18 protein-coding genes are annotated in these 23,118 nt (G+C 67.4%); 9 read left to right on the top strand and 9 right to left on the bottom strand.

Features of this window, described 5'->3' with window-relative positions; genetic code table 11:
- Nucleotides 1–4: 4 nt before the first annotated feature.
- The 4 genes from VJ162_RS13705 to VJ162_RS13690 form a co-directional block, all read right to left on the bottom strand.
- Nucleotides 5–1,252 carry an argininosuccinate synthase gene (locus VJ162_RS13705; RefSeq protein WP_324665075.1) on the bottom strand — a complete coding sequence of 416 codons (1,248 nt, stop codon included), beginning with the start codon at nt 1,250–1,252 and terminating at the stop codon, nt 5–7.
- A 359-nt stretch (nt 1,253–1,611) separates the two neighbouring features.
- Entirely contained in the window at nt 1,612–2,346 is a 735-nt protein-coding gene (locus VJ162_RS13700) for a DUF7345 domain-containing protein (RefSeq protein WP_324665074.1), read from the bottom strand.
- Nucleotides 2,346–3,263 (bottom strand): hypothetical protein, encoded by a 918-nt coding sequence (locus tag VJ162_RS13695; protein ID WP_324665073.1) that lies wholly within the window; start codon nt 3,261–3,263, stop codon nt 2,346–2,348. The genes VJ162_RS13700 and VJ162_RS13695 overlap by 1 nt, the downstream gene beginning before the upstream one ends.
- A gap of 128 nt (nt 3,264–3,391) precedes the next feature.
- Nucleotides 3,392–4,444 carry a helix-turn-helix transcriptional regulator gene (locus tag VJ162_RS13690; RefSeq protein ID WP_324665072.1) on the bottom strand — a complete coding sequence of 351 codons (1,053 nt, stop codon included), beginning with the start codon at nt 4,442–4,444 and terminating at the stop codon, nt 3,392–3,394.
- Nucleotides 4,445–4,532: 88 nt separating this feature from the next.
- Here VJ162_RS13690 and VJ162_RS13685 point away from each other — a divergent pair, with 88 nt between their 5' ends.
- The 5 genes from VJ162_RS13685 to VJ162_RS13665 all read left to right on the top strand — a co-directional run bounded on the left by VJ162_RS13685 (nt 4,533) and on the right by VJ162_RS13665 (nt 11,436).
- On the top strand, nt 4,533–4,721 hold the full coding sequence (locus VJ162_RS13685) for a DUF7554 family protein (RefSeq protein WP_324665071.1): 189 nt from the start codon (nt 4,533–4,535) through the stop codon (nt 4,719–4,721).
- Nucleotides 4,722–4,813: 92 nt separating this feature from the next.
- Nucleotides 4,814–5,326 carry a 2'-5' RNA ligase family protein gene (locus tag VJ162_RS13680; RefSeq protein WP_324665070.1) on the top strand — a complete coding sequence of 171 codons (513 nt, stop codon included), beginning with the start codon at nt 4,814–4,816 and terminating at the stop codon, nt 5,324–5,326.
- A gap of 164 nt (nt 5,327–5,490) precedes the next feature.
- The gene (locus VJ162_RS13675; RefSeq protein ID WP_324665069.1) at nt 5,491–5,913 is read left to right on the top strand and encodes a PPC domain-containing DNA-binding protein; all 423 of its coding nucleotides are present in this window, start codon (nt 5,491–5,493) and stop codon (nt 5,911–5,913) included.
- Entirely contained in the window at nt 5,914–11,139 is a 5,226-nt protein-coding gene (locus tag VJ162_RS13670; protein WP_324665068.1) for a DNA polymerase II large subunit, read from the top strand. It abuts the gene before it with no gap.
- 87 nt (nt 11,140–11,226) lie between these two features.
- Nucleotides 11,227–11,436, top strand: coding sequence for a hypothetical protein (locus VJ162_RS13665; RefSeq protein ID WP_324665067.1), 210 nt, complete (start codon nt 11,227–11,229; stop codon nt 11,434–11,436).
- Nucleotides 11,437–11,450: 14 nt separating this feature from the next.
- On the opposite strand, the gene serA is transcribed toward VJ162_RS13665, so the two are convergent.
- Both serA and VJ162_RS13655 read right to left on the bottom strand, forming a co-directional pair.
- Nucleotides 11,451–13,037 (bottom strand): phosphoglycerate dehydrogenase, encoded by a 1,587-nt coding sequence (serA, locus tag VJ162_RS13660; RefSeq protein WP_324665066.1) that lies wholly within the window; start codon nt 13,035–13,037, stop codon nt 11,451–11,453.
- Nucleotides 13,038–13,129: 92 nt separating this feature from the next.
- Entirely contained in the window at nt 13,130–13,297 is a 168-nt protein-coding gene (locus VJ162_RS13655) for a DUF7556 family protein (protein ID WP_324665065.1), read from the bottom strand.
- 390 nt (nt 13,298–13,687) lie between these two features.
- On the opposite strand from VJ162_RS13655, the gene VJ162_RS13650 reads away from it, so the two are divergent.
- The 3 genes from VJ162_RS13650 to VJ162_RS13640 are packed head-to-tail and all read left to right on the top strand — an operon-like array spanning nt 13,688 to nt 16,884.
- The gene (locus tag VJ162_RS13650; RefSeq protein ID WP_324665064.1) at nt 13,688–14,533 is read left to right on the top strand and encodes a CBS domain-containing protein; all 846 of its coding nucleotides are present in this window, start codon (nt 13,688–13,690) and stop codon (nt 14,531–14,533) included.
- Entirely contained in the window at nt 14,530–16,302 is a 1,773-nt protein-coding gene (gene glyS, locus VJ162_RS13645; RefSeq protein ID WP_324665063.1) for a glycine--tRNA ligase, read from the top strand. The genes VJ162_RS13650 and glyS overlap by 4 nt, the downstream gene beginning before the upstream one ends.
- Nucleotides 16,303–16,884 (top strand): dolichol kinase, encoded by a 582-nt coding sequence (locus VJ162_RS13640; RefSeq protein WP_324665062.1) that lies wholly within the window; start codon nt 16,303–16,305, stop codon nt 16,882–16,884.
- Here VJ162_RS13640 and VJ162_RS13635 read toward each other — a convergent pair.
- Together VJ162_RS13635 and VJ162_RS13630 are read right to left on the bottom strand one after the other, a co-directional pair.
- On the bottom strand, nt 16,881–17,759 hold the full coding sequence (locus VJ162_RS13635) for a UbiA family prenyltransferase (protein WP_324665061.1): 879 nt from the start codon (nt 17,757–17,759) through the stop codon (nt 16,881–16,883). The two genes, VJ162_RS13640 and VJ162_RS13635, sit on opposite strands and share 4 nt — an antisense overlap.
- A gap of 30 nt (nt 17,760–17,789) precedes the next feature.
- Nucleotides 17,790–19,487, bottom strand: a complete 1,698-nt coding sequence (locus VJ162_RS13630) for a histidine kinase N-terminal 7TM domain-containing protein (protein WP_324665060.1) — start codon at nt 19,485–19,487, stop codon at nt 17,790–17,792.
- A gap of 135 nt (nt 19,488–19,622) precedes the next feature.
- Here VJ162_RS13630 and VJ162_RS13625 point away from each other — a divergent pair, with 135 nt between their 5' ends.
- Nucleotides 19,623–22,121, top strand: a complete 2,499-nt coding sequence (locus VJ162_RS13625) for a DEAD/DEAH box helicase (RefSeq protein WP_324665059.1) — start codon at nt 19,623–19,625, stop codon at nt 22,119–22,121.
- 78 nt (nt 22,122–22,199) lie between these two features.
- Here VJ162_RS13625 and VJ162_RS13620 read toward each other — a convergent pair whose 3' ends face one another.
- The gene (locus VJ162_RS13620) at nt 22,200–23,024 is read right to left on the bottom strand and encodes an Sjogren's syndrome/scleroderma autoantigen 1 family protein (RefSeq protein ID WP_324665058.1); all 825 of its coding nucleotides are present in this window, start codon (nt 23,022–23,024) and stop codon (nt 22,200–22,202) included.
- Between the last annotated feature and the right edge of the window lie 94 nt (nt 23,025–23,118).

Genomic DNA, 23,118 nt, shown 5'->3' with positions numbered 1-23,118 from the left:
CTGTTCAGTCCTCCGACTGTTCGCCCGAACCGTCCGCGGCGGCCTTCCCCGACTTCACGTCTTCGAGGATGTCGTTTGCCAGGCGGGACTGGAAGCCGTGGTACTTTGCGACGCCGGTGGCGTCCTGCTGGGTGATGCCGCCCGAGACCGCCTCCTCGTCGAACGAGGCCGCCGACTCGCTGTAGACGGCGTACTCGGATTCGCGCGAGACCGGGCGGCAGTGGCCGCCTTCCATCTTCACCGTCACGGTCCCGGTGACGCGCTCGTTCGTGTCGTCGATGAAGGCCTCCAGCGCGCCGGTCAGGGGCGCGTCGACGAGGCCCTGATAGGCCTTCTGGGACCACTGCTGGTCGACCTGGGCCTTGAACTGGCGCTCCTCCTGCGTGAGCACGAGCCCTTCCAGAGCCTCGTGCGCGGTGAGGAGAACGGTCGCCGCGGGGTGTTCGTAGTTCTCGCGGACCTTCAGGCCGAGCATGCGGTCTTCCATCATGTCCGTGCGGCCGATACCATGCGAGCCGGCCCGCTCGTTGAGCTGTTCGACCAGCTCAACCGAGCCAAGGTCCTCGCCGTCGACGGCGACGGGCTCGCCGTCCTCGAAGGTGACCTCGACGAGTTCTGGCGACTTGCCCGAGGGGTTCTCGGTCCACTTGTAGATGTCGTCGGACGGTATCTCTGCGGGGTCTTCGAGTTCGGATCCCTCGATGGAGCGGCTCCAGAGGTTCGTGTCGATGGAGTAGCGGCCGCCGTCGCCGCCCTCGACGGGGAGGCCCTTCTCGCGGGCGTACTCGTTTTCCCACTCGCGGGTCAGGCCGAGTTCGCGCACCGGGGCGATGACCTCCAGGTCCGAGTCGCGCCAGATGGCCTCGAAGCGTAGCTGGTCGTTGCCCTTGCCGGTACAGCCGTGGGCGATGCCGTCACACCCCTCTTCCTCGGCGACCGAGAGAATCGCCTTGGCGATGACCGGGCGCGCGAGCGCGGTACCCAGCGGGTAGCCCTGGTAGTCGGCGTTGGCCTTTACGGCCTTCAGGCAGAGGTCGGCGAACTCCTCTTTCGCGTCGACGACGTACTGGTCGACGCCCAGCGCCTCGGCGGTTTCCTCGGCCTCCTCGAACTCGTAGTCGGGCTGGCCGACGTCGACCGTGACGCCGATGACCTCGTCGTAGCCGTACTCCTCTTTCAACAGCGATACACAGACCGTCGTGTCGAGCCCGCCCGAGAAGGCGAGCGCGACGGTGCCGTTTCCGTCTGTCATGGGTGGGTAGTCGTTTGTTACCGTGGTGTGACTGTCGGTTTGGAGTAACGAGCCGGACAGCCGACCGGCCGTGGTTTGAGACGAACCGAACCGTCGAGAGGAGAAGTGGTAGTGGGCCTAACGGAGGGCCCGCCGTCGGCGTCGGATACTGTCGGACGCCGACTGGTCGGCGAAAACGCGAGCGGACCCGTCGCTGGCGACGGCGAGCGCCCCAGTGTTGACAGTCCGCGTCATGTATCAGCGACTACCGTATCTCCCGTACAAATAGCTTCCGAGTTCGACGGGGCGTGTGCCCGGTTCGCATACGGGCTGGGTCGCCCCACGCGTCCGTGTCGGCCGATGTCGGCGAACCGCAACAGTCACCCGCGGCGGCCGGCCAACAGCCCGGCCGCCGCCAGCGCGACGAGCGCACCGATGGCACCGACGCCGGGACCGCTCCCGCCAGTCGTGCCGACCGACGTCGCCGTCGGACTGGGCGCCGGCGTTCCGGCGGGCGCCGTCGTGGTACTGGCGACGACGCTGAGCCCGTCGAGATCCGCGTCAGCGGCGTAGACGAGCCGGCTGTCGCTGCTGATTGCCGGCCCCGGCGAGACGCTCTCAAGCTGGTATTCCTCGGGAGGGACGACCACGAACTGACGGTCGGGGTCGAAGCCGCTGGCGAAGGGCTCGTCGAGGGTCACCAGCCCGTCCTCGACGGTCGCGAGCCCCTCCCAGGTCAGCGAGAACGCGGCGACCCCGGTCGAGTTCGTCCGCGAGAGGGCAAGCGAACTGTTCGTCACGGCCATCTCTCGGCCGGTCCGGTTTGCCGTCTCGTTGGCGACGCTCGCCCAGCGGTCGGTGTACCGGGCCCGGTAGGCATCGCGGGCCGTCTCGTTCGTCCGGAGATCGTCGAAGGCGACCTGCTGGCTCTCGTCAGTGAGGTCGAACGTCGAGACCAGCGTCACCCTGGCGTCCCCGTCAGCGTCGAGGGCGACGGTCAGCGACGGTTCGGGCGGTGCGTCGGCGGTCTGGGTCGCGCCGGCGGGCGCCACGGCCGCCGTGACCAGCAACGCGCCGAGAGCGACGCTCGTCAGCAGTGTGTGTCTCGCCCGCATCAGTTCGGCCCGCGACGGGTGGTGGGCGATTCGCTGTCGGTGCCGTCCGTGGAGCTACTGTCGCTACCGTCGGCGGTCGACCCGCCCTCGGTCGGCGTGGACCCGTCGCTCGTCTCGGTGGTCGAACCATCGCTCGTCTGGTTGGTGGACCCGTCGCTCGTCTCGGTGGTCGAACCATCGCTCGTCTGGTTGGTGGACCCGTCGCTCGTCTCGGTGGTCGAACCATCGCTCGTCTGGTTGGTGGACCCGTCGCGCGTCTCGGTGTCCGTACCACCGCTGGCCCCGGCGCGGTCACCCGCGCCGGAGCGGTCGGCCGCCTCACCGGCTCGGGCGGTCTGCCCGACGTTCTCGCCGGCGATGCTCCGGGCGATTGCGGCCGTCTCGGGCCCGCTCAAGTTCGCCGCGCGGTCCTGAAGCGTCCGGATAGCGGTGACGTTGACGCCGTTGGCTTCGAGCGTCTCGGCGGGAAGCTCACCGGCCGTCTCGTTCGTCTGGTTGGCGAGTCGGGACGCGCTCTGGCTCTCCGCGTGGAGCGTCGCCATCCGGGCGCGGTACTGCCCCTCGCTTATCGAGTCGTTGTCGCGAGCGGCCTGTAGTTCCGCCTTCTCGGCCTCTAGCTCGGCCAGCCGCTCGTCGGTCGCGTTCAGCTGGTCGGCGACGACGGCGGCTTTCGCGTCGGAGCTGTTCGCCCGGTCGACCCGGATACTGTACGCGCGTGACTCGACGTCCCCGCTGAGTTCGGCCTCGCCGACCCCCACGACGGCGGACAGCTGTTCGCCGGGTGCGACACTGCTGTTGCCGGCCGTCCGGTTCGTCTGACTCGTCTGGTCGGCACCCTGTGCCATGGCGACTGGCACGGCTGCCAGCGTCCCGATCACGAGCAGGGCCGCCAGCGCGGCGGTCGCGGTTCGTTGCATTACACCCGTATCTTACCTCCGGGTAGGTATATAAACAACAGGCGTTCAACCCGATTCTGTGCCGATTAAGCCGGATTAAACCGCCGTACCGCGCCGATGTGCGTCGAAGCAGCGACGTGGCCGTCGGTTCAGGTGTCGCGTTCGTCGGACTCGTCCACGTCGGTCAGGTCCGTGTCGGGAAGGGTCACGACGTTCTCCCGACCGATGCGGAACGTCTCCAGGTCGCCGTCCTCGCGGAGGCCGCCGATGACCTGACTGGTCTTTGCGGCCGTCCAGTCCAGCTCGCTCGCGACGCGCTGTTGCTTGATGCGGCCCCCGTTGTCCTGGAGGAGCTTGAGCACCTGCTCCTCGTTGCTGAGCAGTTCCGCGGGCGGGGCCTCGGCGCCGTCACCGCTCTCGCCTGTGGCCGGCGGGACATCTCCAGTCTCGTCCGTCCCGTCGCCGCCGCTGTCGTCCGTCCGTACGTACCGGTAGACGCCGTAGCCGGCGGCGGCGATGGCCACGAGCGCGAGGACGGCGGGCCAGAGCGACATCCCTCCGGGAGCGTCACGGAAGGGCTGGGAATCGTTGGTGACGGCGACGCGTGGCTCGTCGTCGCCGAAGGACTGCCGACCGCGCCACGTGACCGACCGGTCGGTGCTCTCGTCGGGCGACGGCCGGACGCTCGCGCGCCGGTACGCCTCGGGCCACTGCACCGTCAGCGTGGTGTTGCGGTCGAGGTACAGGCCGCCGACGGCGTCCCCGGCCCGGATGTGGGTGTCGTTGACCGCCGCGAAGTTCGTCCACCGGAACTCGTAGGTGACGACACCGTAGGACTGGCCGATATCTTCCCGGGTAGTCTCGACGGAGACGTTGTCGACGGCCATCGCCCGCCCGGTCGCGTTCTCGCCGGCCCGGGCGGTCCGGGCCATCCGGTCGCGGAACCGGTCGGTGTAGGTCGACTCGTTCGCCCGGATGTCCGCCCGCAGGTCCTCGAAGGCCCGCGTCTCGTCGTCGTCGGCCAGACGAACGCGGTAGTCGATCGTCCAGGCCGCGTCGCCACTCGCGGTCACGTCAGCGGTCATCACGACCACGTCGGCGTCGACGGACTGCTGGGAGAGGCCGCCGAAGGCAGCGCCGGCCGCCGTCGGTGCCAGCGCCGCCGCCAGCAGCACTGCCAGGGCGATACTCACTCGTCGCATTCGTGCACCGCTTTTCTGCCACCGACTATATGACTTGTTGCCGCCGCCGGGCCACAAGGGGTTTCCCCGCCTGCCGGAAACGTCCCGTATGGACCGCGGGAAACTCGACGTCGACACGCTGTTGAAGATACTGCTCGTGCTCATTGTCATCTGGATTGCGCTGGAGGTCGTCGGCGAGGTGCTCGGGCTGTTCGCGGCGGTACTCGGGCCGCTCCAGCCGCTGCTCGGGCTCGTGCTCATCGTCCTCATCGTGCTCTACCTGACCGGCCGACTCTGAGCGGAGCCACCGGCTCGGCGAGGGTCGGGAGACACACAGCGTCTCCAGAAACTGAACGCGCTCCTTTTGTCCCCGCCGGGCCTGCTTCCGGTGTGTACAGCCTGAACGTCTCGCTGCCGTCGTCGGTCACCTCGCTCGCGGGTCGGCTGGCGCGTGACCTCCCGCAGGCGCAGGCAAGGCCGCGCGGGGAACACACGCTGGTCGTCAAGCGACTGGGCGGGGGCGACCACGCGGCCTACGCGCGTCTTGAGGGGCGCGCTCGCGACGCCCTCCGGGGGACTGGTCCCTTCGGCGTCCGCGTCACCGGCGTCGACTGCTTCGAGGCGGCCGAGACCGGCCCCTCGCCGGTCGTCTACCTGGCCGTCGAGAGCGCGCCGCTGCGGGCGCTTCACGAACGGCTCTGTGGGGCGTTCGACCCCGTCGCGGGGATGGAAGGCCCCGGCGACTACGTCCCCCACGTGACGATAGCCCGGGGCGGCGACCCTGCGGCGGCCCGGCGGCTGGCCGAGCGGGAGATAGAGCCCATCGAGTGGACCGTCGAGGAACTGGTCTTTTTCGACGCCGAGCGGGGCCAGTCGGTCAGCCGGGTGTCGCTCCCGGCGTGAGTGGCGAACAGGCGGCACTCGCGGGCCCGGAGCGTCGTGCCGCGCAATCGCGTCCCGCTCCGGGGCGCTGGTCAGCGCATGGCCAGTGGTGGCACCGGCATCCCGTATGAACCTCCGGAGCGACGTAGCAACGCTTTTGCCGCCGCCCACCCTCGATATCGAGTATGGATTATCGGTCCGTCGAGACTTCGGAGGAGTACGTCTGCCGGCTGGACCACGGCGCGGACTGGCGCGCCGAAATCGAGTCGCTGGCCGACGACGAGGGGATAGACGCCGGGTTCTTCTACGGTCTGGGCGCCGTCGAGGACGCCGAGGTGTGGTTCTACGACCAGGACCGGCTGGAGTACGACTCGATGGTCTTCTCGGAGCCACTGGAGGTCGCCGCCTGCGTGGGCAACGTCTCGTGGCTGGACGGCGACCGCTTTGCCCACACACACGCCGTCCTCTCGCGGCCCGACGGCGAGGCTATCGCTGGCCATCTCAACAGCGCGACCGTCTGGGCCGGCGAGCTGTACGTCAAGGCCTTCGATGCGGAGCTGGAGCGGGTTCACGACGAACCGACCGACCTCGACCTCTGGGAGCTGTAGATGCGCGAGGCCGACGAGCGCTACTTCGAGACGCTCGAAACCGAGCTCGACTCGGCCATGCGCGTCGCCGAGCGCGCCCGCGAGCGCGGCGGCGACCCAGAGCCCGAGGTGGAGATTCCGACCGCCCGCGACATGGCCGACCGGGTCGAGAACATCCTCGGCATCGACGGCGTCGCCGAGCGGGTCCGCGAGCTCGAAGGCGAGATGTCCCGCGAGGAGGCCGCCCTCGAACTCGTGGATGACTTCGTCGAGGGCACCGTCGGCGATTACGACACCCGCGAGGGGAAAGTCGAGGGCGCGGTCCGGACCGCCGTCGCGCTGCTGACCGAGGGGGTCGTCGCGGCCCCTATCGAGGGGATAGACCGCGTCGAGTTGCTCGAAAACGACGACGGGACGGAGTTCATCAACGTCTACTACGCCGGTCCGATTCGCTCCGCCGGCGGGACGGCACAGGCGCTCTCGGTCCTCGTGGCCGACTACGCCCGCGCGCTGCTTGGCATCGAGCAGTACAACGCCCGCGAGGAGGAGATCGGCCGTTACGCCGAGGAGATAGACCTCTACGACAAGGACACCGGCCTCCAGTACTCACCCAAGGAAAAGGAGACGAAATTCATCGCCGAGCACATGCCCATCATGCTGGACGGGGAGGCCACCGGCGACGAGGAGGTCTCCGGGTACCGCGATTTGGAGCGGGTCGACTCGAACTCCGCTCGCGGCGGCATGTGTCTCGTCCTCGCGGAGGGTATCGCGCTGAAAGCGCCCAAGATTCAGCGCTACACGCGAAATCTGGACGAGGTCGACTGGCCGTGGCTGCAGGACCTCATCGACGGGACCATCGGTGAGAGCGAGGCCGACGAGGGGGAGGCCTCGGAGGACGCGAGCGGCGACGCCGCGACCGAGGACCGGGACGCCGACGGCGAGGGCGACGAGCGGGCCGGCCCGCCACGGGTCGACCCAGCGAAAAAGTACCTCCGGGACCTCATCGCCGGCCGCCCGGTCTTCTCTCATCCCTCCAAGTCGGGCGGGTTCCGGCTGCGGTACGGTCGGGCCCGCAATCACGGCTTCGCGACCGCCGGGGTGCATCCGGCGACGATGCATCTCGTCGACGACTTCCTCGCCACCGGGACGCAGATAAAGACCGAGCGACCCGGGAAAGCCGCCGGCGTCGTCCCCGTCGACAGCATCGAGGGGCCGACGGTTCGGCTGGCCAACGGCGACGTGCGCCGCATCGACGACGTGGAGACGGCCCGCGAGATCGGCAACGGCGTCGAGAAGATACTGGATCTGGGCGAGTACCTCGTCAACTACGGCGAGTTCGTCGAGAACAACCACCCGCTCGCGCCCGCGTCCTACACCGTCGAGTGGTGGGAGCAGGACTTCGAGGCCGCCGGCGCCGACGTGCAGGCGATGCGAGACGACCCGGGCGTCGACCTCGCGGACCCCAGCGCCGCCGAAGCCCTCGACTGGGCCAGGGAGTACGACGCCCCGCTGCACCCGAAATACACCTACCTCTGGCACGACGTGACAATCGAGCAGTTCGAGGCGCTGGCCGACGCCGTCGAGACGGCCGATGTGACAGCCACCGACGGAGCCGTCGTCGAGTCGCCGGAAGCGAGCGACGGCGACCTCGTCCTCGAAAACACCGACCTCGTTCGGGCGGCGCTCGAACGCCTGCTCGTCGAACACACGCAGGACGGCGACCGCCTGGTCGTGGCGGACTGGCTCCCGCTGGTCCGGACGCTCGGGTTTTCGCGGTCGCTCTCCCGGGACTGGACCCCCGAGGACCTCTCCGAGCACGCCCGGACCTACGGCGAGCAGGAGGCGAGCGACGCCATCGGCTACGTCGACGACGAGCTGGGCGACGTGGCGGGTCGCAACGCCATCGAGGCGGTCAACGAGATATCCCCCTTCGAGGTCCGCGAACGGGCGCCGACCCGAATCGGCAACCGGATGGGTCGACCCGAGAAATCCGAGCGTCGGGACCTCTCGCCGGCCGTCCACACGCTCTTTCCCATCGGCGAGGCCGGCGGCGCACAGCGCGACGTGGCCGCCGCGACGAAGCACTCGGACTCGATGACGGAGACGCCGGGCCGCGTCGAGGTCGAAGTGGCGCGGCGGCGCTGTCCCGACTGCGGCACCGAGGGCCACGAGGCCCGCTGTCCGTCGTGTGGTTCGCTGGCCGAGACAATTTACGTCTGTCCGGACTGCGAGCGGGAGGTCGAGCCCGACGAGTCCGGCCGCGCGGAGTGTGGCCGCTGTGAGACGATGGCCTCGCCGACCCAGTACAAGGAACTGGACCTGCAAGAGATTTATCGGGACGCCCTGCAGAACGCCGAGGAGCGCGAGACGGCCTTCGAGACGCTGAAAGCCGTCAAGGGGCTCACCAGCGAGACCAAGCTCCCCGAACCGATGGAGAAGGGCATCCTCCGGGCGAAACACGACGTCTCGGCGTTCAAGGACGGGACCGTCCGCTACGACATGACCGACCTGCCGGTGACGGCGCTGCGGCCCGCCGAGCTGGACGTCGACCCCGAGCGCCTGCGGGCGCTCGGCTACGAGACCGACATCCACGGCGACCCGCTGACGGGCGAGGACCAGCTGTTCGAGCTGAAAGTCCAGGACATCGTCCTCTCGGAGGGCGCCGCCGAACACATGCTCCAGACCGCGGCGTTCGTCGACGACCTGCTGGAGCAGTACTACGGACTGGAGCGGTACTACGAGTTCGACGACCGCGACGACCTGGTGGGCGAACTCGTCTTCGGGATGGCCCCACACACCAGCGCGGCGACAGTTGGCAGAGTTGTCGGATTTACATCAGCTGCGGTCGGGTATGCGCATCCGTATTTTCACGCGGCTAAGCGGCGCAACTGCTTCCATCCGGAGACGAAAGTCTGGTACGAGGATGAAGACGACGAGTGGCACCACGAGCGGATTGACGACCTCGTCGAAACGTATCTCGACCCGGAGCGGGCGGAAGAAGACGACTTCGGGACGCTCGTTGACGAACTGGACGGGCTCGACGGGACACTGCGGGTGCCTGCGCTCGGAGACGATGGCAAGCAGTCCGCACAGCAGGTCGAGGCCCTCAGCAAACACCCGGCACCGGACCATCTCGTCCACATCGAGACGAAGTCCGGCCGGAGTCTCCGGCTGACGCCAGACCACGAGGTGCACGTCTACGACGCTGACCTCGGCCGTATCGTCGAAGTCGCCGCCAGCGAGATAGACGAGAGCCAGACACTCGTTACACCTGCACACCTCGATAGCGTCGAGCCGACGGCCGGACCACGACGGTTCGACCTGCTGGAGGAGTTCCTCAAAGCCGAGAGTATCGAGAACGACCGGCTGATGGTCAAAGGGCTAGAGAAGGACCGCCTGTACGAGCTATTTGAGCAACGCCTGGCCGATGACTGGGACGGGCGATTCTACCCGTTACAGAGTACGGCGGAGCATCTCGGACTGACGAAGAAGGCGTTGAGCAACTACCTGTATCGGGAGAGCATCCCGGTGAGTCTGCTCGGTGAGTTCTTCGAGACGAAGGAGGACTTGCTCGCGTTCGTGCCTGACGGCGTGACGCTCGGAATGAAGCGAGACAAAACGGAGATTAACCGTCACATTCCACTCACCGATCGGACAGCGACGCTGCTCGGCTATTACGCCGCTGAGGGGTTCGTCAGAGAGCAAAAGACGCCGAAGGGAACGATACACCAGACGACAATTTGCGGGACCGAAACAGAGGCAAGAGAGCTCTTCCTCGACGTGCTCGAAACCGAGTTCGGCGTCGACCCGTACGTCGAGAATCACGCCAAAGTGACCGTCTCGGGCCGGCTGCTCAGGACGTTCTTCGATACCGTGCTGGACGCGCGGTCACACGCCCACACCAAACGCGTGCCCCAGTGTATATTCGATGCCCCGGACTCGATAGTGGGCGCGTATCTCGGTGGCTACTTCAGCGGTGACGGGGCAGTCGATGGGCAGGCGCCACGAATCGCGGCTACAACGGTCAGCACCGAACTCAAGTCCGATATCGTTGGACTCCTTTCGCGGCTAGGTATGACCGCGCAGGTTCGAACGCGAGAGCCACAGCTACTATCCGAGCAGTTCCCCGAGTTCTACGACGAAGATGACGAATCGGTCTCGCGGCCATGCTACCGAATCGCTGTTTCACGGGAAGATGCAGTGACGTTCGATCAAAAAGTGGCTCTCCACCTCTCCCGCAAGCGTACGCAACTCCGCGAGACTGTACGGACAACGAACGTAGGAGCCGCCCCTGCGTACGCGTTCGACGGTGGCACCGACGACTTCCTGCTCGACCCAGTTGCAGAAACAACCTTCGAGCAGTCTGACACCGACGACTTCCTGCTCGACCCAGTTGCAGAAACAACCTTCGAGCAGTCTGACACCGACCACGTCTACTGTCTCACTGTCGAAGAGAAACACTCACTGGTCGCAGAAGACCTGTCGGTTTCGCAATGCGATGGAGACGAAGACTGCGTAATGTTGCTGATGGACGGCCTCCTCAACTTCAGCAAGTCCTATCTCCCCGACAAGCGCGGCGGCCGCATGGACGCCCCGCTCGTGATGTCCTCCCGCATCGACCCGAGCGAGATCGACGACGAGGCCCACAACATGGACATCATGGAGCGGTACCCGCGGGAGTTCTACGAGGCGACCCGCGAACTCACCGCCCCCGAGGAGGTCGAGGACATCATGACCATCGCCGAGGAGACGCTGGGCACCGACCGCGAGTACACCGACTTCCGCCACACCCACGACACCACGAACATCGCCGCGGGACCGGACCTCTCGGCGTACAAGACGCTGGGGTCGATGGAGGAGAAGATGGACGCCCAGTTGCATCTCTCGCGGAAACTACGGGCCGTCGTGGAGTCGGACGTGGCCGAACGCATCATCGAGTACCACTTCCTGCCTGACCTCATCGGGAACCTCCGGGCCTTCTCCCGCCAGGAGGTCCGCTGTCTGGACTGTGGCGAGAAGTACCGGCGGATGCCCCTGACCGGCGACTGCCGGGAGTGTGGCGGCCGGGTGAACCTCACCGTCCACCAGGGCTCGGTCAACAAGTACATCGACACGGCGATTCGCGTCGCCGACGAGTTCGGCGCCCGGGACTACACCAAACAGCGGCTCAAGATTCTGGAGACCAAGATAGAGTCCGTCTTCCAGAACGACCACAACAAACAGTCCGGCATCGCCGATTTCATGTAGCTCTACCTTTCCAGGTCAGGCCGCAAGACGGGCGTCCGCCGGCCGTCCGATGGGTGCTTTTGACGAGTCACCCGCATCGTATTCGGTATGACAACGCATCCCGACCGAGTGGCACCACCCCGGTCGCCGACCGTCCCCGACTCGCGCGAGGCGCGAGCGGTTTCGACCACCGTCCAGGAGCTCCAGGTGGCCGTCCTGGAGTGTCACGTGGCCGCTCTGGAACAGCAACTCGAAGCCGAGCGCGAAAAGCGTCAGGCCGTCGTCGACCGCTACGAGCGGCTACTGGCCGAGCGGTAACGGGGGTCGCTGCGTTACTCGCCGCCCAGCGCGACGTAAGTCGTCTCGATGATGCGGTCGTCGGCGTTGAGGCGGTCGATGAGGTCGGTGGCGGGCTTCTCGTCCAGGTTGTAGATGGAGAGGGCCTCCCCGCCGATTGTCTCGCGGCCGTTAAACATCCCGGCGATGTTGATGTCGGCCTCGCCCAGCGCGGTGCCGATGAAGCCGATGGTGCCGGGCTCGTCGCGGTTGCGGACGACGAGCATGTGGCCGTGGGGGACCGCCTCGATGCGGTGGCCGTCGATGCGGACGATGCGGGACTCCTCGCCGCCGAACTGGGTCCCACAGACCGACACCGATTCGGCGCCGTCGGAGACGGTGACGGTGATGAGGCTCTGGTAGTCCTCGGCCGAGGAGGTCTTCGACTCGGTCACGTCGATGCCCCGCTCCTCGGCGATCTGGGGGGCATTGACGGCGTTGACCTGGATGTCCGAGGGGGCGAAGACGCCTTCGAGCGCGCTCGCGGTGACGTACTCGACGTCCTCGTCGGCGATGTCGCCGGCGTAGGTGACCTCGACGGAGCTCATGTGGCCGTCGAACAGCTGGACGGCGATGCGGCCCGCCGTGCTGGCGAGTTCGAGGTACGGCTCGACGGCCTCGAAGGTGGCCCGGTCCAGCGACGGAGCGTTCAGGGCGTTGGCGACCGGCTGGCCGTTGGCCGCGGCGATGATCTGGTCGGCCGTGGAGGTGGCGACGTTCTCCTGGGCGGCCTCGGTCGAGGCGCCCAGGTGGGGCGTGACGATGATGTCGTCGACGTCGAGGAGCGGACTGTCGTCGGGGAGCGGTTCCTCGCCGAAGACGTCCAGCGCGGCGCCGTTGAGGACCCCGTCCTCGACGGCGTCGGCCAGGGCGGGCTCGTCGATGATGCCGCCGCGGGCGCAGTTGACCACGTAGCCGCCCTCAAGCAGGGCGAGTTCCTCCTCGCCGATCATGTTCTCGGTCTCGGGGGTCAGCGGCGTGTGGATGGTGACGAAGTCCGCAGCCTCGAGACAGTCGTCGAGGTCGTCGACCAGCGTCGCGCCGAACTGCTTTGCGCGCTCTTCGCTGATGTAGGGGTCGAACGTGACAATGTCCATGCCGAGGTTCCCGAGGCGCTTTGCGACCTGCTGGCCGACGCGGCCAAAGCCGACGACGCCCAGAGTCTTGTTGTTGACCTCGGTGCCGAGGAACTCCCCTTTGGCCCACTCGCCGCCCTTGAGGCGGTCGTGGGCCTGCGGGATGGAGCGGGCGGTGGCAAAGGCCATCGCGACGCTGTGTTCGGCGGCGGCGCGGACGTTACCGTCCGGGGCGTTGGCGACGATGACGCCGTGTTCGGTGGCCGCGTCGATGTCGATGTTGTCGACGCCGATGCCGGCGCGGCCGACGATGATGAGGTCGGACGCGGCGGCAAACACCTCGTCGGTGACTTCGGTGCCCGAGCGGACGATGAGCGCGTTGGCATCCGAGACCGCATCGAGCAACGCGTCGCCCTCGACGTCGTAGGCTGTGACAACTTCGTGGCCCGCCTCGCGTAACCGGTCGAGCCCGGCGTCCGCGATGGGGTCCGTGACGAGTACCTTCATACCGGACCGAACTTACCGGGACGGCATAACGCTTGTTTTCTCGGCGCGAGGTGGTCACTATCGGCACAGCGAATCCGGAGAAACGTCTTTCGCTACCGCCACTCGGGGAGCGAGGCGGCGTCCGCAAGCGGGAGTGTCATGTACGCGTCGTCGGTCGAGACGTCCGCGATGACGAACGTGTCAGTCGGCCCTTCCTCGACGGAAGCCATGACCTCCGATTCGGCAGCAACCTGCGCTGGGGCAACCGTATCCGGCTCCATGCATGTCAATATGTAACACCCGTATATAAAAACTGCGAAATCCACGGACAACGCGGCCGTAGTATCATAGTTCTGAACCATACCGGGCGAGAATCAACGACTGAAACAGGAGTGCCGATGTGGGCGTACGAGGGCGTTATCGGCCGATATCTCTAGGTATGGCGTTCTTATCAGTGGCAGCCACAGCCGGTAACGACGTCTACCCCGTCGGGTCGACAGGTCAGTTCGCCGTGGGGAACAGTGGCGCGGACCGCGGGGAGACGCGGTCAATGGGTCATCCCCACGAGCCGACGGCCGTCAGACAGCGAAAACCCGGCAGGGGACAGGTTCGCCGAGACCGCGAGCCCGATGTTAACTACTTAGTAGGTGCGGGGCGGAGCTTTGGCCAGTATGAACGTCGCAGACGCTATGACGCCGCGCTCGGAGGTCGTCACGGTCGAGATTCCGGGCACCCGTGACGACGTGCTGGAGTATCTTCAGAAGCGGGCTTTCTCGTCAGTTCCCGTCATCAAGGAGACCGACGACGGCGAGCAGTTCCGGGGGCTCGTCTCCCGGGACGCCCTCATCGACCAGCCCGACGAGGACCAGCTCGCTCTGCTGGTCGAGGAGGTCCCGACCATCACCGCCGACGCCACCATCGAGGCGGCGGCCGAGCTGATGCTCACGGAGGGCGAGCGCCGGGTGCCGGTCGTCGACGGGCGGCTGGAGGGTATCGTCACGATAACCGACATCGTCCACGCCATCGCCAACGGCGACGCCGCCGGCGACAGCGAGGTCGGCGGGCTGGCCCGCAGCGACATCAACTGCCTCTATGCCGGGAGCCCGCTGACCGTCGCCGAGCGGGAGCTGTCCCACGCCGAAGTGCCCTACGGCGTTGTACTCGACGACGAGGGCGAGATGACCGGAATGCTCACCGTAGTCGACATCATCGAGGTCGCCCGCGTCGTGGAGGGCGAGGACGACACCGGCGACTCCATCGCCAACCAGGACGACGACTGGGCCTGGGAGGGCATCAAGGCCGTCGGCGGGCGCTACATGCCCACCCGCAACGTCGAGATACCGGTCGAACCCGTCCGTGAGTTCATGACCGGCGAGGTCGTCACCGTCAGCAAACGGCGCACCGCCAAGGAGGCCGCCCAGCTGATGATAGAGCACGACATCGAACAGATTCCGCTCGTCTCGGGCGACGAACTCACCGGCATCGTCCGGGACATCGACCTGCTGGAGGGGCTATGAACGAGGGCGAGCGCCTGACCGAGCTGGCAAAGCGACGGGGCTTTTATTTCCCCGCCGCGGGCGCCTACGGCGGCGCCGCCGGCTTCTGGACCTACGGGCCCCAGGGCGCCGCCCTGAAGGACAACATCGAGGACGCCTGGCGCGACCGCTTCGTCGTCCGGGCCGGCCACCAGGAGATATCCGCGCCCGACGTGATGCCCGAACCCGTCTTCGAGGCCTCTGGCCACCTAGACGGTTTCGACGACATGATAATCGAGTGCGGGGAGTGTGGCGCGACCCACCGGGCCGACCACATTGTCGAGGACAACACCGACATCGAGGAAGCCGAGTCACTCCCCAACGAGGAGGTCATGGAGATCATCGCCGACCACGACATCCCCTGTCCCTCCTGTCAGGCGTCGCTGGCCGACGAGCCGGTCGACAACTTCAACCTGATGTTCGAGACGAACATCGGCCCCGGCACGTCCTCGCCGGGCTACCTGCGCCCCGAGACCGCCCAGGGCATCTTCGTCGAGTTCCCCCAGCTCTCGGAGTACGCCCGCAACCAGCTCCCCTTCGGCGTCGCACAGATAGGCAAAGCCTACCGCAACGAGATCTCCCCGCGGAAGTCCCTCGTGCGCGTACGCGAGTTCACGCAGGCCGAGCTGGAACACTTCGTCGACCCCGAGACGGACGAGCCGCCGCTCGAACAGGTGGCGGACGTGACACTGCCCCTCTACTCGGGCGAGTCACAGCAGGCCGACGGCGGCGGCGTCGAGCAGCTGACGGTCGGTGAGGCCGTCGATTCGGGCGTCATCACCAGCGACTGGGTGGCCTACTACCTTGGCGTCGCCCGCGACTGGTACGAGCGCATCGGCATCGACATGGACCGGTTCCGCTTTCGCCAGCACCTGCCCGGCGAACTCGCTCACTACGCCTCGGACTGCTGGGACGCCGAGGCCGAGATCGACGGCGACTGGATCGAGATCACCGGCTTCGCCTACCGCGGTGACTACGACCTGCAGAAACACGCCGAACACTCCGGCGAGGACTACACCGTCTTCAAACAGTACGACGAGCCCGTCACGGTCGAGCGTCCCACGGTCGACCCCGACATGAGCTATCTCGGGCCGGAGTTCGGCGGCGACGCGGGCGCGGTCGCCGACGCCCTCGAAGCGCTGGCCGAGAGCGAGCCCGACACGTTTGCCGACGAGGATGTCACCGTCGAACTCGACGGCGACGAGGTCTCCGTCCCCGTCGAGAAGACCGGCTTCAGTGTCGAGGAAGTGACCGAGAACGGCGAGCATATCACCCCCCACGTCGTCGAGCCGTCCTTCGGTGTCGGTCGGCTCATCTACACCGTGCTGGCCCACGCCTACCGGGAGGACGAGGTCGACGGCGAGGAGCGGACCTATCTCGAACTGCCCCCCGAGCAGGCCCCGACGACGGTCGGCGTCTTCCCGCTGATGGACCGCGACGGCCTGGGCGAGTACGCCCGCGAGCTGGCCGAGGCACTCAGGCAGGCCGGCCACTCGGTCACCTACGACGACTCCGGCGCCATCGGTCGGCGCTACCGCCGCCAGGACGAAATCGGGACACCGTACTGCGTGACGGTCGACTACGAGTCGATAGGGGAGCCAAAGGACGGCGAAGACCCCGACGACCTGCAGGTAGACACCGTCACGCTCAGGGAACGGGACTCCACGGCACAGAAACGGGTCCCCATCGACGGGCTGGCCGAGACGGTCGGGCGGCTCGTCGACGGCGACGTCGCCTTCGACGAGCTGTAGATGGCCGACGAGGTCGCCCGCCGGCTCGTCCACGTGACGGGGTCAACGGTGCCGCTTGGCTACCTGTTCGGCGGCGATCTCGTGAGCTGGCGGGTCGTCCAGCTGTTTCTCGCCGGCGCCGTAGTCATCGTCGTCGCCCTTGAGTTTCTGCGGCTGTCGGTCGGGCTGGACTGGGCCGTCTACGACCGGCTCACCCGCGAGTACGAACAGGACAATCCGGCCGGGTACGCGCTGTACATCGTCGGGATGGCCGCGGTGGCCGGGGCGGTCAGCGTCGGGCTCCCGACGGGGGTCGCCGTCGCCGCGATGTTCATGCTGGCCATCGGGGACCCCATCAGCGGCCTGCTGGGGTCGGCCGACGCCAGCAACGTCAAGCAGGCGTGGGTGTTGCTCGTGATGTTCGGGGTCTGTACGCTGCTTGCCGCCCCGTTCGTCCCGACCGCGGCGGCGGTGCTCGGCGGGGTCGCGGCCACCTTCGCCGACGGCGTCAAGCCGACTGTCGCCGGCTACGTCGTCGACGACAACTTCTCGATTCCGGTGTTTGGCGCCGCCGCGATGTGGGTCGGGGTCCTCGTCCTCTAGACCAGGGCCAGCGCCGCCAGCCCGAGCAGGAGGTACTCGCCGTCCTTGGCCAGGCAGAACCGGTCCATCCGACCGGTCTCGCTCAGGAACCACGTCAATCCCAGCGAGTAGCCAAGCACGGGCAGGGCCGCCAGCGCGACCAGTGCGACCGACGGAACTGTCATGAGCGCGACGACGAGCGCCAGCGAGCAGCCCTCGAACAGCGCCAGAATCAGCCGGGTCCGGGGCACGCCCAGCGCCACCGGGATGGTGTCGACCCCGGTGGCGGCGTCGCCGGTAATGTCCCGAACGTTGAACACCTCCACCGAGATGAACGTCCGCAGGAAGAAAAAGAGACAGACGGCGACGGCGACCGGGCCGGCCGGCTGTCCGGCGACGGCCAGGGGGACGCCGGTGACGGTGACGGCCCACGCGAGCGCGACGAGGGCCGTGTTGACCCCGAGCACGTCTTTGAGCCGCCGGCCGGCGGGCGTGACGGGGAGGCTATACAACACGGAGGCCGCGAGCGGGACGAGCGCGACGGCCAGTGCGACAAACCCCCCGCCCCGCCACGCGAGGGCGGCACCGAGCGCGAACGTCCCGACGGCCAGGCCGGCCACGACGCCGGGATGGTCGGCGACGAACGACGAGCGCTCGGGGTTGTTGATGGCGTCCTCTTCGAGGTCGGCGAGGTCGTTGGCCGTGTAGACGGCAAAGGCGACCAGACCGACGGCGACCGCGGGAAGCGCTGTGCCGACGCCGAGCAACGCCATCGCGAAGCCGGTCTTGGCCGCCGCCACGAGGCCCTGGAGCAGACTGAACTGCTGAATCCACCGGAGAAGCCCCGCGAGCGGTTCCCAGTTCTGTTCGGTTCGGTAGTCACTGTGTGCTTGCACAGTGGGCCGCTACGCGTCGGAAGACCGTCATTACCACCCCTCGGGGTCAGAACCGGACCCGGACGGTTCGCCAGCCCGGTCGAGGTCGAACCAGACCTCGCTTCCGCCGGCAGCCGACCGCTCGAAGGTGAGCCCGTGCCCCGACTGCTCGACGAAGCAGTAGACCAGCCAGAGCCCGACGCCGGCGCTGTGGTTGAGCGGGGTCTCCCCGTCTTCGAGGATGCGGCGCTCGCTCTCCGGGATGCCGGGGCCGTCGTCGGCGACGGAGACGCGGACCCGCGTCTCCGTGACAGAGACGGTAACCGTGACCGACGGCGAGGGGTCGGGGTTGTGCTGGATGGCGTTCTCGACAAGGTTGTCCAGGGCGGCCTGGAACCCCCTCGGGCAGCAGGCGAACACACCGTCGGGTATCTCGGTCGTTACGGCCGCTTCGGGGTAGCGGTCGGCGTACCGGTTCGTGACGGCCGCGACCGTCCGCGAGATATCGGTCGGCCGGGCGGGTCGGCCGCCGGTGACGATATCCTGGATAGTCCGGAGCTTCGCGCTCGTCTCGATGATATCGGTCGCGCTGTCGTCGATGGCGTCGAGATGGGTGCGGTCCGTCTCGTCGGCGCCGTCGGCGAGCATCTCGACGTGACCCATGATGATGTTGATGCGGTTGGCCATGTTGTGCCGGAGGACGCGGGAGACCAACTCGAGGTGCCGTTCCCGTCGGTGTTGCTCGGTGACGTTGGAGAGAGCGAGCGTCCAGCCGAGATGGTGTGGCCCGTCTCGAATCGACGAGAGTTGGACGGAGAGGTGTGTCAGTTCGTCGCCGTCGTCGACCGTAATCGTCGTCGGCGTGGTCGTATCGAAGAGATCGGTCGTGTCGTCGATGACCTTCTCGATGGGGTCGCCGCGGTGGGCCGGTAGCGACGGGAGCAGGGTCTCGGCCGTCGGGTTGAAGTCCCGGACGCGGCGCTTCGAGTCGAGGATGACCATGCCCTCGCCGCTCTGTTCGACCGCCGTGTCGCGGGCTATGGGGACGATGTCGAACAGCTCTAGCTGCAACGAGACGGTGGTCGCGAGGCCGAAAACGGCCAGCCCGACGGGGGTGTAGTCAAGTCCCGGTATCGGCGCCCGGTCGAACATGGAGATGAGGTTGACGAGCAAGGGCAGGGCCGCCCCCACAGTGATGAGCATCATCGCCGTCGTGTTGTAGCGGCTCCGGAGGTGGAGGTTCACCAGCGCGTACACCCCTGCCGTGAAGTGACAGTACGCGAGGCCCACGTACAGGAAATACAGCGGTCCGAGTCCCTCGTGGACGTAGTGTGGGAAGACGGCCGTCGAGAGCGCGATTCGGTCCCAGAACAGGCCATGAACCGGGTTCGTCAACAGCCCAACGGCAAGGACCAGCAGCGAGCCAACGACGTAGGCGGTGAGAGGCCGATAGCGGTGCCACCGCCGGCCCGTGTACTGGGAGGCAAACACCAAAAAGAGAAGGGCAAAGACGACACCCATCGGCAGCTCCAGCGCGACCAGGAACCGCTCGACGACCGGTGGCATGGTCAGCTTCGCGACGGCGCTGAACGACCACACCGACATCAACACCAGCAGCGAAATAAACGAGCGGATACCCCGGTTCGGGAGCCCCGAAGCGCGGAGATACAGCGCCAGCCCGGCCAGTGCTAGCCCGGAAACCATAAAAAAGGCGACAAGCGCTGCCTCGACCGACATGACCGAACCCATGCAGCCACTAGACTACAGCCGAGCTAAACTCTTTCCGACAAACGTTTTATAAATTGGCGTCCGCCGGGGTCGGTTCGCTTTACTTCCACCGCGGTACCTGAACCCTTAACCGCCGACGGCGACTACGCCACGCCAATGGCGACCACCGTCGACGGCGAGCATCTCGAACATCCGCTGGTCACGGGGGGGTTCCTGGAGAACCGCCGGTACCAGGTCGAACTCGCCGACACCGCCGCCGGGGACCACACGCTGGTCTGTCTCCCGACGGGGCTGGGCAAGACGGCCGTCTCCCTGCTGGTGACCGCGCGGCGCTTGCACGAGGTCGGCGGGAAGTCCCTGCTGCTCGCGCCGACCAAACCCCTCGTCCAGCAACACGCCGAGTTCTACCGCGAGGCCCTGACGGTTCCAGACGACGAAATCGTCGTTTTCACCGGGGAAGTGCGTCCCGACGACCGTGCTGCCCTCTTCGAGGACGCCACCGTGATTATCGCGACCCCGCAGGTCGTCGAGAACGACCTCGTGGGCAACCGCATCGACCTCGGACGGGTAACCCACTGCACCTTCGACGAGTGTCACCGGGCGACCGGCGACTACGCCTACAACTACATCGCCGACCGCTACCACGCCGACGCCGCCGACCCGCTCGTGACCGCGATGAGCGCCTCCCCCGGCGACGACGAGGAGGCCATCCTGCAGGTCTGTGAGAACCTCGGGCTCTCGGAGGTCGCGGTGATGACCGAGGACGACGCCGACGTGGCCGAGTACACACACGACACGGACGTAGACTGGAAACGCATCGACCTGCCGGAGGTCGTCATCGAGATACGGGACGCCATCAACGAGGTGGTCGCGGACCGGCTGGACCAGCTCAGGGAGCTGGGCGTCACCAACAAGTCCTCGCCGGACCTCTCCGAGCGGGACATCCAGGGGATGCAGGCCGAGCTCCGAAAGCTGATGAACAACGACCAGAGCGAGGGGTACCAGGGGATGAGCCTGCTGGCGGAGATACGCAAACTGCGGACCGCAGTCACCTACGTCGAGACCCAGAGCGTCGAGTCGCTGCGCCGGTACTTCGAGCGGCTGAAGGAGGCCGCCCGCTCCTCGGGGGCCTCGAAGGCCGACCAGCGCCTCGTCAGCGAGCCCAAGATTCGCGAGGCGATGCGGAAGGCCGAGCGCTACGACGACCTCCACCCCAAGTTCCGCCGGACCCGGATGCTGCTCGCCGAGACGCTGGGCATCGAGAACGGCGAGCGGGTCATCGTCTTCACCGAGTCGCGCGACACGGCCGAGACGCTGGTCGACTTCCTCTCGGACCACTTCACGACACGGAAGTTCGTCGGGCAAAGCGACACCGACGGCAGCGAGGGGATGACCCAGACCGAACAGCAGGAGACCCTCGAACGGTTCCGGAACGGGGAGTTCGAGGTGCTGGTCTCGACCTCCGTCGCCGAGGAGGGACTGGACGTGCCGGAGGTCGACCTCGTCCTCTTCTATGAGCCCGTTCCCACGGCGATTCGAGCCATCCAGCGCAAGGGCCGAACGGGCCGCCAGGCGAAGGGTCGGGTCGTCGTCCTGCTCGCGAACGACACCCGCGACGAGGCGTACTTCTGGAAGGCCCGCAACGACCAAAAGCGGATGAAATCGGAGCTGAACGAGCTCAAAAGCGTCGCCGGCGAACTCGCCGCGGAGCTGGACCAGACCGGGCTGGACGACTACGAAGACGAGGGGGACGGAACGGGGGCCGGTGACACAGCGGCGACAGCGTCGGCGACGGAAACAGCCGCGAACGGCACCAGCGCCGACGACGGTCAGGCCGGGCTGGACGCCTTCGCCGGGGAGGACATGGCCACAGGCGAGAGCGACAGCGCCGAGGCTGCCGAAAGTGCCGACGACGATGACGCCGGAAGTGACGACGCCGGCCAAGACGTGGCCGAAAACGACGGCGACGACAGTGTCGTCGCCAAAGCCGGCGGCGACGCCGACGCCGTTGAGATCGTCGCCGACCAGCGCGAACTGGATTCGACCATCGCGCGGGACCTCTCGACGCGCGAGGGCGTCGAGACGCGCCTGGAGACGCTCGCCGTTGGGGATTACGTCCTCTCGGACCGCGTCGCCGTCGAGCGCAAGACCGTCTCGGACTTCCTCGATACGCTGACCGGCGGGGACCGTTCGATGTTCGAGCAGGTCGGCGACGCAGCCCGCAACTACGCGCGGCCGGTGGTCGTCATCGAGGGCGGCGACCTCTACGGCGAGCGCAACGTCCACGCAAAGTCCATCAACGGCGCGCTGGCCTCCCTGGCCGTTGACTTCGGCGCGAGCGTGCTTCGGACCGACGACCAGGACGAGACCGCCGATCTGCTTGAGACCATCGCGACCCGCGAGCAGGACGACGGCGACCGCGAGGTCAGCGTCCACGGCGAGAAACAGTCAAAGACCGTCGCGGAACAACAGGAGTACGTCGTCGCCTCGGTCGCGGAGGTCGGCCCCGTCACCGCCCGGAGTCTACTCGAACACTTCGGCAGCGTCGAGTCGGTGATGACCGCCACCCACGACGACCTCCTCGACGTCGACGGCATCGGCGAGGTGACAGCCGAGCGCATCCGCTCGGTCGTCGGCAGCGAGTACGAGCCCTGAGACTGGCGGGATTCGCCGCCCCGGATAGCGGCTATCTCTACGAACGGCCAGCCGACAGTACGTGACGCAGTGTGACAGCTAGAACCGGACGGCGTCGAGGGCTTCGGCTGCCTCGCGGGCCGCACCGAGATGTTCGCGAGCGGTTCGCGGGTCATCGGTCTCGGCGGCCCGCTGTGCGAACCGGTGGACCGTCTCGGCGAGCAGCGACTCGGCCGCCGACAGCTCCGTCGTCACCGATTCGTCACCGCCGCTGCGCCGGCTCGACGCCGGTGAGCGGTCGGGGGTCGAAGCTGATGCGTCCGACCCCGTCGCCACCGCATCAGCTGGCGGGTCAGCCGACTGTGTGTCGGCACCGCGCTCCCGGGCGTCGCCCGCTGCCGGCGTTCGGCCGGGGTCGGCCGAGGGGACTCCCTGTGTGGCGTCGGCGGGCGACGGGTGTCCAGCGGCGTCGGCGGGCTGGTCGGGGGCCGGCTGCTGTCTCGCGGCGTCGCTGCCCGCCGCCGAAGCGTCGGCGCTCGCATCCGCGGCGTCGTTCGCGCGAGCCTGCTCGGCCGCCGCGGAGGCGTCTTGCTCAGTCTCGCCCGCGTCGACGCCGTCCTGTCCGTCGCCGAACTGGACCGTGGCGTCGTCGCTCGGGTCGGCCACTTCGATGTGGCCGTCCTGGTCACCATCGGCGTCGGCGCCCGACTGGTCGCGAGCGACCGGCTTCTGACAGGTAGGGCAGAACTCCTGGCCGTCGTACCGGAAGATGGGGTCCCCACAGTCCGTACAGTGGGCGTTGGTCATCGTCGCGCCCTTCAACAGCAACTCGCTCATCTGCTCGGTCGCCTGGCGCTTTTCCTCCTCTTGCCCGTACTTCTCGCGGAGCTTCTCGCGTTCGGCTTCCTTGTCGAAGTCGCTCATGTGCGTGGACAGACGGGCGAGCGGATTAGGGCTTGCGGGCCGGCGACCAGCGGGCGGTCCCAGTCGGGGGCTCCGGCCGGGTAAACGGAGGGGA

Origin of the sequence: Haloarcula sediminis (genome assembly GCF_035656455.1) — an archaeon.
GTDB classification, from domain to species: domain Archaea; phylum Halobacteriota; class Halobacteria; order Halobacteriales; family Haloarculaceae; genus Haloarcula; species Haloarcula sediminis.
The sequence above is the reverse complement of the archived record's forward strand: the minus strand, read 5'-3'. Positions and strand labels throughout refer to the sequence as shown.

What these genes read in the sequence shown, in the direction of transcription:
- VJ162_RS13690 (WP_324665072.1), bottom strand. Translation starts at nt 4,444, where the DNA reads ATGCGACGAGTGAGTATCGCCCTGGCAGTGCTGCTGGCGGCGGCGCTG.
- VJ162_RS13655 (WP_324665065.1), bottom strand. Translation starts at nt 13,297, where the DNA reads ATGGAGCCGGATACGGTTGCCCCAGCGCAGGTTGCTGCCGAATCGGAG.
- VJ162_RS13695 (WP_324665073.1), bottom strand. Translation starts at nt 3,263, where the DNA reads ATGCAACGAACCGCGACCGCCGCGCTGGCGGCCCTGCTCGTGATCGGG.
- VJ162_RS13665 (WP_324665067.1), top strand. Translation starts at nt 11,227, where the DNA reads ATGACAACGCATCCCGACCGAGTGGCACCACCCCGGTCGCCGACCGTC.
- VJ162_RS13630 (WP_324665060.1), bottom strand. Translation starts at nt 19,487, where the DNA reads ATGGGTTCGGTCATGTCGGTCGAGGCAGCGCTTGTCGCCTTTTTTATG.
- VJ162_RS13685 (WP_324665071.1), top strand. Translation starts at nt 4,533, where the DNA reads ATGGACCGCGGGAAACTCGACGTCGACACGCTGTTGAAGATACTGCTC.
- glyS (WP_324665063.1), top strand. Translation starts at nt 14,530, where the DNA reads ATGAACGAGGGCGAGCGCCTGACCGAGCTGGCAAAGCGACGGGGCTTT.
- VJ162_RS13670 (WP_324665068.1), top strand. Translation starts at nt 5,914, where the DNA reads ATGCGCGAGGCCGACGAGCGCTACTTCGAGACGCTCGAAACCGAGCTC.
- VJ162_RS13705 (WP_324665075.1), bottom strand. Translation starts at nt 1,252, where the DNA reads ATGACAGACGGAAACGGCACCGTCGCGCTCGCCTTCTCGGGCGGGCTC.
- VJ162_RS13620 (WP_324665058.1), bottom strand. Translation starts at nt 23,024, where the DNA reads ATGAGCGACTTCGACAAGGAAGCCGAACGCGAGAAGCTCCGCGAGAAG.
- VJ162_RS13640 (WP_324665062.1), top strand. Translation starts at nt 16,303, where the DNA reads ATGGCCGACGAGGTCGCCCGCCGGCTCGTCCACGTGACGGGGTCAACG.
- VJ162_RS13625 (WP_324665059.1), top strand. Translation starts at nt 19,623, where the DNA reads ATGGCGACCACCGTCGACGGCGAGCATCTCGAACATCCGCTGGTCACG.
- serA (WP_324665066.1), bottom strand. Translation starts at nt 13,037, where the DNA reads ATGAAGGTACTCGTCACGGACCCCATCGCGGACGCCGGGCTCGACCGG.
- VJ162_RS13700 (WP_324665074.1), bottom strand. Translation starts at nt 2,346, where the DNA reads ATGCGGGCGAGACACACACTGCTGACGAGCGTCGCTCTCGGCGCGTTG.
- VJ162_RS13650 (WP_324665064.1), top strand. Translation starts at nt 13,688, where the DNA reads ATGAACGTCGCAGACGCTATGACGCCGCGCTCGGAGGTCGTCACGGTC.
- VJ162_RS13675 (WP_324665069.1), top strand. Translation starts at nt 5,491, where the DNA reads ATGGATTATCGGTCCGTCGAGACTTCGGAGGAGTACGTCTGCCGGCTG.